At 58.5% G+C, this 12,025-nt stretch carries 16 protein-coding genes; 9 read left to right on the top strand and 7 right to left on the bottom strand.

Translation table 11 applies throughout. The annotated features are described in order from the left end of the window. The first annotated feature begins 7 nt into the window (after positions 1–7). From psbA to ACJ0G7_RS04500, 4 genes are all read left to right on the top strand, one after another. A complete protein-coding gene (gene psbA / locus ACJ0G7_RS04515; RefSeq protein WP_043694721.1) occupies positions 8–1,087 on the top strand; it encodes a photosystem II q(b) protein in 1,080 nt (359 codons plus the stop codon). 315 nt (positions 1,088–1,402) lie between these two features. After that, positions 1,403–1,630, top strand: coding sequence for a DUF2237 family protein (locus tag ACJ0G7_RS04510; protein ID WP_407395296.1), 228 nt, complete (start codon positions 1,403–1,405; stop codon positions 1,628–1,630). A 513-nt stretch (positions 1,631–2,143) separates the two neighbouring features. Then, positions 2,144–2,602, top strand: coding sequence for a cupin domain-containing protein (locus ACJ0G7_RS04505; protein ID WP_407395295.1), 459 nt, complete (start codon positions 2,144–2,146; stop codon positions 2,600–2,602). A 46-nt stretch (positions 2,603–2,648) separates the two neighbouring features. Then, positions 2,649–2,858, top strand: a complete 210-nt coding sequence (locus ACJ0G7_RS04500) for a YqaE/Pmp3 family membrane protein (protein ID WP_043695249.1) — start codon at positions 2,649–2,651, stop codon at positions 2,856–2,858. A 35-nt stretch (positions 2,859–2,893) separates the two neighbouring features. Here the strand turns inward: ACJ0G7_RS04500 and ACJ0G7_RS04495 are convergent, their stop codons facing one another. From ACJ0G7_RS04495 to ACJ0G7_RS04485, 3 genes are read right to left on the bottom strand one after another with little or no spacing between them, the layout of a single operon-like run. Continuing rightward, a complete protein-coding gene (locus ACJ0G7_RS04495; RefSeq protein ID WP_407395294.1) occupies positions 2,894–3,853 on the bottom strand; it encodes a glycine betaine ABC transporter substrate-binding protein in 960 nt (319 codons plus the stop codon). Beyond that, complete coding sequence (locus tag ACJ0G7_RS04490; protein WP_407395293.1) at positions 3,850–4,761, bottom strand: ABC transporter permease; 912 nt, start codon at positions 4,759–4,761, stop codon at positions 3,850–3,852. Before ACJ0G7_RS04490 ends, ACJ0G7_RS04495 begins: the two co-directional genes overlap by 4 nt. Continuing rightward, positions 4,758–5,765: a glycine betaine/L-proline ABC transporter ATP-binding protein gene (locus ACJ0G7_RS04485; RefSeq protein WP_043695258.1), complete on the bottom strand. Its 1,008-nt coding sequence runs from the start codon at positions 5,763–5,765 to the stop codon at positions 4,758–4,760. Before ACJ0G7_RS04485 ends, ACJ0G7_RS04490 begins: the two co-directional genes overlap by 4 nt. 304 nt (positions 5,766–6,069) lie before the next feature. On the opposite strand from ACJ0G7_RS04485, the gene ACJ0G7_RS04480 reads away from it, so the two are divergent. Beyond that, positions 6,070–6,918, top strand: a complete 849-nt coding sequence (locus tag ACJ0G7_RS04480) for a class I SAM-dependent methyltransferase (RefSeq protein ID WP_407395292.1) — start codon at positions 6,070–6,072, stop codon at positions 6,916–6,918. Between the two features lie 5 nt (positions 6,919–6,923). After that, the gene (bsmB, locus tag ACJ0G7_RS04475; protein WP_407395291.1) at positions 6,924–7,766 is read left to right on the top strand and encodes a dimethylglycine N-methyltransferase; all 843 of its coding nucleotides are present in this window, start codon (positions 6,924–6,926) and stop codon (positions 7,764–7,766) included. A gap of 26 nt (positions 7,767–7,792) precedes the next feature. Here the strand turns inward: bsmB and ACJ0G7_RS04470 are convergent, their stop codons facing one another. Together ACJ0G7_RS04470 and ACJ0G7_RS04465 are read right to left on the bottom strand one after the other, a co-directional pair. After that, positions 7,793–8,830 carry a DUF389 domain-containing protein gene (locus tag ACJ0G7_RS04470; protein ID WP_407395839.1) on the bottom strand — a complete coding sequence of 346 codons (1,038 nt, stop codon included), beginning with the start codon at positions 8,828–8,830 and terminating at the stop codon, positions 7,793–7,795. 187 nt (positions 8,831–9,017) lie between these two features. Continuing rightward, positions 9,018–9,812, bottom strand: coding sequence for a prohibitin family protein (locus tag ACJ0G7_RS04465; RefSeq protein WP_407395290.1), 795 nt, complete (start codon positions 9,810–9,812; stop codon positions 9,018–9,020). Between the two features lie 99 nt (positions 9,813–9,911). Here ACJ0G7_RS04465 and ACJ0G7_RS04460 point away from each other — a divergent pair, with 99 nt between their 5' ends. Then, complete coding sequence (locus ACJ0G7_RS04460) at positions 9,912–10,166, top strand: hypothetical protein (RefSeq protein WP_043695264.1); 255 nt, start codon at positions 9,912–9,914, stop codon at positions 10,164–10,166. Between the two features lie 203 nt (positions 10,167–10,369). On the opposite strand, the gene ACJ0G7_RS04455 is transcribed toward ACJ0G7_RS04460, so the two are convergent. Continuing rightward, complete coding sequence (locus tag ACJ0G7_RS04455; protein ID WP_407395289.1) at positions 10,370–10,591, bottom strand: hypothetical protein; 222 nt, start codon at positions 10,589–10,591, stop codon at positions 10,370–10,372. Here ACJ0G7_RS04455 and ACJ0G7_RS04450 point away from each other — a divergent pair. Next, on the top strand, positions 10,581–10,703 hold the full coding sequence (locus ACJ0G7_RS04450; protein ID WP_255475551.1) for a hypothetical protein: 123 nt from the start codon (positions 10,581–10,583) through the stop codon (positions 10,701–10,703). The two genes, ACJ0G7_RS04455 and ACJ0G7_RS04450, sit on opposite strands and share 11 nt — an antisense overlap. Before the next feature lie 541 nt (positions 10,704–11,244). On the opposite strand, the gene ACJ0G7_RS04445 is transcribed toward ACJ0G7_RS04450, so the two are convergent. Further along, the gene (locus tag ACJ0G7_RS04445; protein ID WP_407395288.1) at positions 11,245–11,421 is read right to left on the bottom strand and encodes a chlorophyll a/b-binding protein; all 177 of its coding nucleotides are present in this window, start codon (positions 11,419–11,421) and stop codon (positions 11,245–11,247) included. A gap of 181 nt (positions 11,422–11,602) precedes the next feature. Between ACJ0G7_RS04445 and ACJ0G7_RS04440 the strand changes: the two genes are divergently transcribed. Next, positions 11,603–12,016, top strand: coding sequence for a hypothetical protein (locus ACJ0G7_RS04440; RefSeq protein WP_407395287.1), 414 nt, complete (start codon positions 11,603–11,605; stop codon positions 12,014–12,016). Positions 12,017–12,025 lie beyond the last annotated feature (9 nt).

Below are 12,025 nucleotides of genomic sequence, written 5' to 3'. Positions count from 1 at the left end.
CGTTCTCATGACCACCACCATCCAGCAGCGCTCCGGCGCTTCTAGTTGGCAGTCCTTCTGCGAGTGGGTTACCTCCACCAACAACCGTCTGTATGTCGGTTGGTTCGGTGTGCTGATGATCCCCACCCTGCTGGCTGCCACCATCTGTTTCGTCATCGCCTTCGTCGCCGCTCCTCCGGTCGACATCGATGGCATCCGCGAGCCTGTCGCTGGCTCCCTGATCTACGGCAACAACATCATCTCCGGTGCTGTTGTTCCCTCCTCCAACGCCATCGGCCTGCACTTCTATCCCATCTGGGAAGCTGCATCCCTCGATGAGTGGCTGTACAACGGCGGTCCTTTCCAGCTGGTTGTCTTCCACTTCCTGATCGGCATCTACGCCTACATGGGCCGCGAGTGGGAACTCTCCTACCGCCTGGGCATGCGCCCCTGGATCTGCATTGCCTACAGCGCACCTGTCGCTGCAGCCTCTGCTGTCTTCCTGGTCTACCCCTTCGGTCAGGGCTCCTTCTCTGACGCCATGCCCCTGGGCATCTCTGGAACCTTCAACTACATGCTGGTGTTCCAGGCTGAGCACAACATCCTGATGCACCCCTTCCACATGCTGGGCGTCGCAGGTGTGTTCGGTGGATCCCTGTTCTCCGCCATGCACGGCTCCCTGGTGACCTCCTCCCTGGTGCGTGAAACCACCGAGACCGAGTCCCAGAACTACGGCTACAAGTTCGGCCAAGAGGAAGAGACCTACAACATCGTGGCTGCCCACGGTTACTTCGGTCGCCTGATCTTCCAATACGCCTCCTTCAACAACAGCCGTAGCCTTCACTTCTTCCTGGCTGCCTGGCCTGTTGTCGGCATCTGGTTCACCGCCCTGGGCGTGTCAACCATGGCCTTCAACCTGAACGGCTTCAACTTCAACCAGTCCATCCTTGATGGTCAGGGCCGCGTCCTGAACACCTGGGCCGACGTGTTGAACCGTGCCGGCCTCGGCATGGAAGTGATGCACGAGCGCAACGCTCACAACTTCCCCCTCGACCTGGCTGCTGCTGAGTCCACTCCTGTGGCTCTGCAGGCACCTGCCATCGGTTGATCTGGAATCAACCTGTTCCTTCTGGAACAGACCAAACGATTCAGATCAACTGAATCGGAAAGCCCTCACCGCAAGGTGGGGGCTTTTTGTTGTGACAGCAACGGGTCCCCGTCATGCGGGTGTGCCCCATAGTGGATGGGACTTATTTGACTGCCATTGCAGCATTGTGTAATCGCAGTCAATTGCAACAGTGAAACGACGCAATACTGCGAGTATTTATTCGGATTGGTTATTCGACGGTAGGAGAACTATTAATAATTATTCGGCCCCTGAATCACTTTGCTTCAGTGTTTAAGTATGCTATCTATGTGAATAATGCTGGCTAATATTCTTGGAGAGCCCTTGCTTCCGTGTGGTTGTAAGCCATTAACTGGTTGGTATCTTGGTGGATTCTGTGGGGCCGACGCATCTGACTTGGGGGAGCGTGTAATTTGCAGTGTTATGACTGATCAGTTTTTGTCATATACTCTTGCTCAAGGCAATAATCTGAAAGATCCTAATCCAATGTTTAACTTTCCTGAACTCAAGCCAGGAGACAGTTGATGTTTGTGTGCATCTCGTTGGGAATAGGCAAGATTCGACGGAATAGCTCCTCCTGTGATTCTTGAGGCTGCAGATCCATCTGCCTTGAAAATAGTTCCGTTTGAGATTTTAAGGAATCATGCTTATGAAGGACGCTAATATTTTTGCCCAGATCGGAAATCGTTTTCTTCTTGTTTTAATGTTGAAGAGCTACAGGTTGATTGTGCATAGTGAATCAAATTTTGCAGTCTTTTGGTACTAGTCCTGGGCAAAGGTTTCCAGTCTCTATTGCTTGTGGGCAGGCTTTTGCAGCATTAGGAGATAAGCGTCAGGTCTCTCATTCCTTTTGATTGTTTGCTCTAACGCGATGGCCTCGACGACCGCTTAATCGTGAGCGTCTTTTCAGTTAACCAATCTTGTCGTCCTGGTTGCATGAGGGCTCATGGTTTCGGCATCGCCTTAGCTCACGTTGAGATGCCCTTCGCAAGGGGGCTTTTGTTGTGGCAGCGTTGCAGAACTCTGGTCAGCTCGGTGGTGGACTCTTTCGACGCTCTCGTGTCGCGCCTGGGGTTGCAGTCCCATCCCGAGGGCGGGTGGTACAGGGAGTTGCAGCGCAGCTCAATCCAGGTGACCAGGCCTGATGGCGAACAACGCAGTGCGATCACAACCGTGCTGTTCCTTCTTGGTGCCGACGATGTGAGTCGCTGGCACTGCGTTCATGGTGGCGATGAGATCTGGACCTTCCTCGGAGGGGCTCCGCTCAGCCTTTTTCAGCATCCAGATGATGCGAACGCCTCGGATGAAGACGTGCTCAGCGCTGATCAGCCCGTGGCCTGCGTTCCAGCCGGGGTCTGGATGGCGGCGCGAAGTCAAGGTGAGCACAGCCTGGTGAGCTGCTGTGTCGGTCCGGGGTTCAGTTTTGACGATTTCGAGATGCTGCGCGATCGAGTTCGCTCCCGTTGGCCGATGGGAATCGACGAGGCATTGCTCTGATGAGTGTTCGTTTTGCTACAAGAAAGGGGGTGTGATCTGAGCGCCCATGACTTGCGGTGACATCTTCCGTCTCATCATTGCCGTGTTCCTGCCCCCGCTCGGGGTGTTCACGCAGGTGGGCTTCAGCGGGCCGTTCTGGTTGAATCTCGTGCTGTTCGCGCTCGCGCTCGGTGGCTTTCTGGGCCTGCCACCGCTGTTCGGAATGGGAGCGATCGCCATCATTCATGCCTTCTGGGTGATCCTCACCAGAAAGTGACGACCGCGTTGGAATGTTGAGCCGGAAGGGTGCGGTTAGCTGGCGCTCATGCGGCCGGTGCACCAGTAGGTGACCCGATCCGGATTGCGCTCCAGGTAAGCCGCCACCGCCTCCTCCGCGGACTGCTCCTGCGCCTGCAGCAGCAGGCCATCAAGGTCGCTGTCCGGCAGGTGGAACCGGCTGAGGAAGGCGGTCACCGACGGGGCGCGCCGATCCAGCCCCTGGCGTGCCACCGCATGGATGCGTTCCGTGCCTCCGAACACTCCGTCGGGATCCTTCAGAAAGCGCAGGTTGTAGCGGGCGAACATCCAGTGAGGAGTCCAGCTGGTGGCGATCATCCAGCGTTTCTCGTCGATGGCCTGGGCCAGCACCGCCGCCATCGCGGCACTGCTGGATGCCACCAGGTCCACGTCCTTGAGGTCGTAGCGCTTCAATGCCTCCAGCGATGCCTGATTGAGACCTGAACCTGGGTCGATGCCCTGAACGCGGTTGGCGAAGCGGGTCGCGAGGTCGGGATCCTTGAGCTGTTCGATGCTGTTCAGCACCGTCTCCGGAACGTAGTCCGGAACAATCCAACCGAGACGACCCGAATACATCGGCCCCAGATCGAGGACACGATCCCTGATACGAGACCAGTAGTCCCGGTGCGTACCAGGCAGCCAGGCCATCAGCATCAGATCCAGATCTCCCCGTGCAACCGATTCGTACTGGATGCCGATGTCTGCCATCACGCGCTCCACAGGCACGTTCAGGCGTGACTGGATCAGCTGTGCCGCCATCAGGCTCACCACCTCGGCATCGGCCCAGGGCGACCAGCCCAGCTTCAACGGCCTTGCGTTGTCCATCGACTGCTCCTGGCTCTGCAGGGAAGCGGTTGTGTTGACCGATCCGCTCTGCTCGCGGCCACGCCGGGCGATGTTGAACAGAGATGCGCCGGCAAGGCCGATGCCTGCCAGGAGAACGGAACGTCGTTGCCAGCGATGGTTGGCCTTCATCGAACCCTCCACAGATCAAGGAAGCCGCGAAACCGGTCCGGCAGAGACGTTGACGGGGGTGTGGTGAAACTCTGAGTCAGCCGGTCGAGGATCACCGCCAGGATCACCACCGCCAGGCCTCCTTCAAAGCCCAGGCCGATGTTCAGCTGCTGGATGCCACGCAGCACCACGTCTCCCAGTCCGCCGCCTCCGATCATCGAGGCGATCACCACCATCGAGAGCGCCAGCATGATCGTCTGGTTTACGCCGGTCATCACCGTGGGCAAGGCGCTCGGGAGCTGCACTTTGCGCAGCAGTTGAAGCTCTGAGCAGCCGAAGGACCGACCCGCTTCCATCAGATCCGCTGGAACCTGTCGGATGCCCAGAACGGTGAGCCGCACCACAGGCGGCATGGAGAAGATCAGGGTGGCGAGGATGGATGGCACTGCCCCTGTGCTGAACAGCATCACAGCGGGGATCAGGTAGACGAAGGCCGGCATCGTCTGCATCAGATCCAGCACCGGACGGGTGATCTGCCAGAGGATGGTCTGACGGGCAGCCAGTACACCAAGCGGGAGCCCGATCAACAGCGCCAGCAGCGAGGCGGCCAGAACAAGCGCCAGCGTGCTGATCATGGGATCCCAGAGCTCCATCACCAGAACCAGGTTCAGCCCCAGCAGCGTGAGCAGCGCGAATCCGGCACTCACCCGCCAGAGCCCGAGCGCAGCCATGAGGATCGCCAGTACCCAGGGGGCAGGGGCCGACAGGATCTGTTCACAGAGCTCAGCCATGCCAAGGATCAGGGCATTGACTGCATCAAACAGACCCTGGCCATGGTCCAGGAGCCAGCGCACGATCGCATCAGTGGCGATGCCGATGGTGCCGGCTTCGGTTGAACTCGCGAGCAGGGGGAGCATGGAATCGGTCATGGCGTGGCGATGGCACGCAGCAGCGTCTGCGGGGTGACGACACCGATCAAATGGTGGTCATCGCCGACCACGGGGACGGGGCGATTCGCCCGGGCGACGGTGGGGATGGCATCCCGCACCAGGGTGGCGGCGTTCAGCAGGGGAAGGCTGCGGTTTCCCAGATCGAGGACCATGCCATCGGGGGCCGGCTCTGCCAAGGCGCCGACACGGAGCACCGCCGAGGCGTCCACCGCCTTGAAGAAACGGCTCACGGCTTCCTCAGCCGGGTGGCGGAGCAGTTCCTCTGCGGTGCCGCACTGCAGCAGCCGTCCCTCCTGCATCAGGGCGATGCGATCGCCGATGCGAACGGCTTCATCCAGGTCATGGGAGATGAACACCACGGTGCGGCGATGTTCGCGCTGGAGATCGAGCAGCAGATCCTGCATGTCCCGTCGGATCAAGGGATCCAGGGCTGAGAAGGCCTCGTCCATCAGCAGGATCGGTGGATCCAGAGCGAGTGCCCGGGCGAGCCCCACCCGTTGTCGCATCCCGCCGGATAGCTGGTCCGGTCGGCGATGGAGATCGTTGCCGAGCCCGACGCGTTCCAATGCCTGCTGAGCCCGCTCCTGGCGCTGACGCTTCGGCATTCCGGCCACCTCCAGTCCGAAGGCGGCGTTCTCCAGGGCGCTTCGATGCGGAAACAGGGCGAAGGACTGGAAGACCATGGCCATGCTGCGTCGGCGAAGCATGCGCAGCTCCGAACCGCTCAGATCTCCGAGACGCCGCCCACTGACCAGGATCTCCCCAGCGCTGGGTTGGATCAGGCCGTTCAGCATGCGCAGAAGCGTGGACTTGCCCGAGCCCGACAGCCCCATCACCACGAAGATCTCACCTTCGCCGATCGTCAGGGACACGTCCCGGACGGCGACCCGCGCCAGCGGGTCCTGCAGATGAGTCTCTGGATCGGCATCACGCCGGCCGCCGAAGACTTTCCAAAGCTGTTCAATGCGGATCAGCTCATTCATTTCCGCTGATCAACGCAACCTGATGCTACGGGTGTGAGCAGGCAGCACCTTGTTCTGCCTTGTTGTTGTTTCGATTGATTGAAATATTCTGAAAGTCCATCCGGCACAGTCGATCCCAGGTGTGGCTGCGCGGCATGAATGGCGACAGGTTTGCGCCATCACTGACAACTGAGGAGTTTGTGTATAGGGTCTGAACATCTGAGCAGTTGCTCTGTTCGGAGTCGGATCACTTCTTCCATTGTTCGTCACGTTTGAAATCGTGTTCTCAGGAAGTGGGTCTGGGTAAACATTCGGCCCATTTGGTATGACATCAACGCAGAACGAGTTCACTTCCGCTGAATCTGATCATCAACGTTTCGGTGATTCTCCGGAGTCCGTTCGTGAAACTGATCACTATCAGCAGGAGTACATCGAGGACTTCACCGACCGCTGGGACCGCCTGATCGACTGGAACGCACGGGCTGAGGCGGAGGGTGACTTCTTCATCCGCATTCTCAAGGAGCACGGCGCCCACTCGGTTCTGGATGTCGCCACCGGCACCGGCTTTCATTCGGTCCGTCTGCTGGAGGAGGGCTTTGATGTCATCAGCGCCGATGGCAGCCCGAACATGCTGGCCAGGGCCTTCCGGAATGCCCGCAATCGTGATCAACTCCTGCGTACGGCCCAGGCGGACTGGCGCTTTCTGAACCGCGATATCCATGGTGAGTTCGATGCGGTGATCTGTCTGGGTAATTCCTTCACCCACCTGTTCAAGGAACGGGACAGGCGCAAGTCTCTGGCTGAGTACTACGCCGTGCTGAAGCACAACGGCGTTCTGATCCTTGATCACCGCAATTACGACCGGTTGCTGGAAGGCGGCTCTGCTGTGCGCCAGGGCAAAGGCAACGTCTACTGCGGTGAGGACGTGGAGGTCGGCCCCGAGCATGTGGATGAGGGGCTCGCCCGATTCCGTTATGCCTTCGGTGATGGCAGCACTTACCACCTCAATATGTTCCCGCTGCGTTATGGCTATGTCAGACGTCTGATGTCGGAGGTCGGTTTCCAGAACATCACCAGCTTTGGTGACTATCAACGGAGTTACGAAAATCCCGACTTCTATATTCATGTGGCGGAGAAGGAATACCGCTTTGATGTTGATGCAACGATGCACTGAGATCGATGAGTATGACCAGTGGCACCGCGGCGGATGATGTTGCGGCTCATTACTACGACAGCAGCGATGCAGACCAGTTCTACGAACTGGTCTGGGGCGGTGAGGACATTCACATCGGTCTCTATGAGACTCCTCTCCAGGAGATCGCAATTGCCAGCGAGCGCACAGTGCAGGCGCTTCTGGCACTGGCGACCGATCTGCCCTCAGGGGGGTGTGTGGTGGATCTTGGTTCCGGATACGGGGGGGCTTCCCGACGTCTGGCCCGCTGGAGTGAACGACCGGTCCATGCGATCAACATCTCCACGGTGGAAAACGATCGGCATCGCCGACTGAATGTTGCGGCTGGGCTGGCGGAACAGATCACAGTCCACGACGCATCCTTTGAGCAGGTGCCCGCGGCCGATGCCAGCGCGGATCTGGTGTGGAGTCAGGATGCAATCCTGCATGCCGGCGATCGGGCCCGGGTGTTGGCCGAGGTGTCCCGCCTGCTGAAGCCTGGCGGCTGTTTCGTGTTCACCGATCCGATGGCGGCCGATGGTGTGGAGATGGGGCTTCTTCAGCCGATTCTTGACCGAATTCACTTGCCGGATCTCGCCTCACCTGCTCGCTACAAGACCTGGGGAGAGGCGGTTGGTCTGACGCTGGAGGTGTGGGATGAACGCACCGAGATGCTGGTGCGTCACTACGACCGGGTCCGCCAGGACACGCGGTCCCGCCGCGCTGAACTGGAAACCACAATCAGTGCCGGCTATCTGGACCGCATGGATGTGGGTCTTGGCCACTGGGTGGATGGTGGCCAGCAGGGTCGCCTCAGCTGGGGGCTGATGCGCTTCCGGAAAGCGGGCTGATCAGGAGGGGAGGACTGTTCACCCCATCAACGGGTTTCAGAGCGGCTCCGATTGGTGGCTTGTTCAGGATCGGAATCCAGCTCCAGAGCTCCCTGTTCAAGAACCTGCTTGGTCTGTTGCGGACTGAGCAGTGGTGATCCGGGTGCGGAACCATCCGGTTGATTGACCTCACGGCCCTCCACAACGGAAACATTGATGCGTTGAACCTGAACCTGGAATTTCAGGCCTTCCAGTCGAGATCCGATCCTCTCATTGATTGTGTCTTGAATGATCTGGACTTGTTTGTAACTGGGAAGATTGGGATTGGTGACCCGAACCACCACTTCTACAGTTGGAGATCGTCGCTTCTCCCAGAAGTTCGGCCAGTCAAATGCAATGCTGTTCAAGGCCAGCGACTCGTTGGCTCCGAAAGTCAATGTTTTGCTCTGGAGATAATCGCGAATTGTCTCTTCGATTTTCTGTTGTGCAAATTCTGTGCGTTTGTCGTAAAGCTGGGCAACGAAGCGATTGTGCAGAGGAACTGTGATCACAACCATCAACACGAGGGAGCCAATGAATGGGATCTTCGTGCGCCGGCTGGTGAGGAGCTGACCCCGTAAATACGGCTCACGGATCGCCAGCACGGTCACCCCGCCGATCAGAATCCCGAGCAGGTTGGCGGCGAACAGCAAACCGGCACCTTCTGCGTTCTCCCATTCGCCACTCGCGATCATCAGTCCCATCACGCAGATGGGCGGAACCAGTGCAACGGCGATCGCCGTGCCCGCCATTGAGCTCACTGTGCTGGGCTTCACCTTCGCGTAGGTCGCCATGGCTCCGGCGATCAGGGCGATGGCTAGATCGATCAGGTTGGGATTCACCCGGCCGCTGATTTCAGCCGGCATGGTCTCGGCGACCAGCAAGCCACGCGTACCCGCCCACAGGCCAAGCGCAATGGCCAGCATGGTGGTGCTGGCTACACCGATGCTCAGGGTGCGTGATGCCCTCAGCAACAGGCCCCAATCGCCAACGAGAATGGCAAACACACCGGTGCGAAGGGGGAGGATCCAGGGTGCAACCACCATGGCCCCGATCACAACGGCGGTGTTGTCAGAGAGCAATCCGAAGGTTGCAATCAGGCCGGCTCCAATGCTGAGCACCACATAGGGCTCATTCAGCTCGGCATCCTTGTCGTAGCTGCGGTGCAGCTGATCGAGGGGTTGCCCCTCCTTCAGGCGGGGTTTTGGGGCAAAGATCCGGAACACTCCTGCCTCAACGGCGACCTCCAACGATCACCGGAGTTGAGCCCCCTGTGGCGCCAGGCAGTGCCGGAACCACTTCCGTGCGGCCATCCCATTTGTCGAGAAACAGTTTGAACAGCACCTGATCGTCGAGGCTGCGGTTGAGCGTGTCGTATCGGATTGCCTCCTGTTCAGCGATCTTCACCTCGGTCTGGGCACGCAGCAGTTGCTGCTCGGCGATCTGTTTCTGCTCAATCGCGGCCCGGTATTCCTCTGCGATCTGCAGACCGGTGAGATCAAGGCCACGCACTTCCACGTAATCGAACTTGTCCAGTTCCTGGGCCACGGTTCGCTCCACCAGCGCGGAGATGTCATTCCATTCCGTTGCGATGGTCACCAGTTCGTACTGGGAGAAGACGGATTTCAGCGCTTTCAGCAGGGAGGGCTGAATGATGCGTGGATAGATTTCCCGATCATTCCCGGCGATGGTCCGGTAGATCCGCCCGGCTTCGTCAGGACGCACGGCATATTTCACTGTTGCCGTGGCCTCGATCACCTGCAGATCCTTGGTGAGCGTTGCGAATTCCTCCGGCCGCACCTGGGTTCGCACATCGAATGGATACACCGCCTGAAGGAAAGGGATCTTCAGGTTCAGGCCAGGCAGTCGAGAGCCACCGCTCACTTTGCCGAGGGTGGTCACCACGGCAACCTGTCCGGCCGGGACGATGAAGGTGGCCTGGCCCAGCAGCAGCAGGGCGCTCAGCAGGAGTGCCACCACCAGCACCAAACCATTGCCGGCGTCGTTGATCGGGCGAGGGGTCTGCATTCCGTTGCGATCCACTGCCCTGATGATGTCGGGTGGAACGCACCACCGGTGTCGCGAGACCGGCCGTGGCGCTAAACCGACACCATCCGGGATCTTGGAATGGCTCCAGACCGTGCCCGTGTCGCAGCGCTTCTTCAACTGCTCATGACCGTCAGCGCCATGGTCATGGCTGTGGCGCTGGTGCGGATCGATCAACGTCTGTCCCGCAATGACCAGCTGCGTTCGCTCTGTGCCGCCTTCTGGGGAGCACCGGATTCAGGGGAGCGCGAATCTCAGGCCTGGGCGGAGACCAAACGGCTCGTTGGGGTTGATCAGCTCGACATGCTGAGCTTCTGCCGCTTCTACGGTGAATAGCTGGAGCTGGCCGGAGTTCAGACGTTGTGCTCGAAGCCTTCCCTCGTCTCAGTCCTCTTCGGAGCTTGCATCGATCAGATCTGCCAGGCGCTTCCCTTCGCAGTGGCGACATTCCTGGTGATCCAGCTTGAAGAAATTCAGGGTCAGAACATTTCTGCAGGAGGTGCACTGCCGTGTCTCCGCCGGAGGAGTTGCGTAGGACATCAACGGTTGCGCCTCTTGGCCGATAACTGGCACTGTGCCACCTCCTGAACGATGTGGAACCGGCGGCTGAGGTCCAGAATGAACTCAACGTCAGGGGGCAGTATGGCGAAGGAGGCGAGCCCCAGGGCCGGGCAGAAATCGAGGCGACGTCGATCCCGGTCCGTTCCCATTGAGCAGGTCTCTCCTGCTGTGCTCACGGCGACCAGGGACGTGGCATTCACCCTGGATCAGCTCGGACTCGACCCCGATGCCGAGGATGTGCTCAAGGCTGTTCTCGAAAGAGCCGAGCACTTGGAGGAGCAGGCCAGCGGAATCACCGTGATCGACGACTGATCCATTTCCCTCAGACGGTTTTCCGCCTTTCGTTTATGAGGAGGAAGGCCTAAGATGTTGTTGAGAGCGAATCGACAGATGTCGAGCTAGCGATCGGATTGGAATAAACCTTGATTGATCCATGCCAACAACCAACAAGAACCATCGTTCACATCGGGGCCAACGTGCGGCCGGTTTCAATGATTCAAAGCACGCACACTCGGAACCATCCACGTCTGATTCCCTGACCAAGGCGGTGAGCTGCCATCGGCAGCAACTGGTGTCCTGGGAGGACGTGATCGGACGTCGCTGATATCCGAGGGGAGTTAGACCAGAGACAGCCCGAAGTGCTGGGCAATTCCCATAAAGCCAAGAACCATCAGGGCTACAGCGACAAATGAAAGGCCAGTGGCCACTTCGTTGTGACGTTTTCTCTGTTCATAGGTGCGCATTGCTCTTCTGCTCCTTGTTGCAATTTCAGGGAACTTAAGGGCGAGCTCTGAATAATTTCCTCAAGGAACATAAAACGAATCGTTTGAACACAGAGATTCACGCACTCCGTTCAGAAGCCGCCGGGTCGCATGATCAGTGGATGTCCGATCGACCATTCAGCCAGCGTGGCGGCCACAACGGCCACCATGGCGATCCGGCCATTGGTGCGTTCAGCCCGTCTGAGGTAGGCGAGCCGTCGCTGCAATCGGGCCATGGCCAGATACCGGGTTGTATTGGCCGAACGCATGACGCCCACACCTGTTTACACATCTAAACATTTGGTTGCTGCCCGTTTTGTGATCAGGATGACGTTCTCGTCCAACGATCATGGCTGGCTCGCGAGATCGCGATTCCGGAAGCGGCAGGCTTGGTAGACGCGACTGAAGGACGTCGCCATTCTGAGAAGGCGTTAAGGCTTCAGCCGAATCATGGCGATCCCCAATGCTTTGATTCCTTCGGACGAAAAGCGTGCTGTTAATAAGCCCAGGCTGATCTTTGCCGTTGTTGTGATTGGTTTGTTCGGCATTGCCACTGTAGGTTCGCTTGTCAGTGTTGTGCTTAAGCAGTTCACTCCTGCTTTGACTGATGAGGAAGTTGTTGTTGTTGGTTACCTTGCGGCATTCCAATGCCAGAAGCAGAATGGACGAATCTCAGATGCTCAAGGCCGTAGCATCCTTCAAGATCTCATGAGTGAAAATGGCATGGACGCCACCGTTTTGCAGCGTCCGATTGTTGTGAAAACGGCTGACCTTTATGTGAGCAGTCTTGATCAGTCGTGCGGTGCTGGAGATCGTGATGAAAGCATGGAAATTCGGCGACTTTCTGAACAGGTCAGAAAGTAGAATTGCTTC

The sequence above is a fragment of the Parasynechococcus sp. genome, assembly GCF_045559935.1.
Lineage (GTDB): Bacteria > Cyanobacteriota > Cyanobacteriia > PCC-6307 > Cyanobiaceae > Parasynechococcus.
The sequence above is the reverse complement of the archived record's forward strand: the minus strand, read 5'-3'. Positions and strand labels throughout refer to the sequence as shown.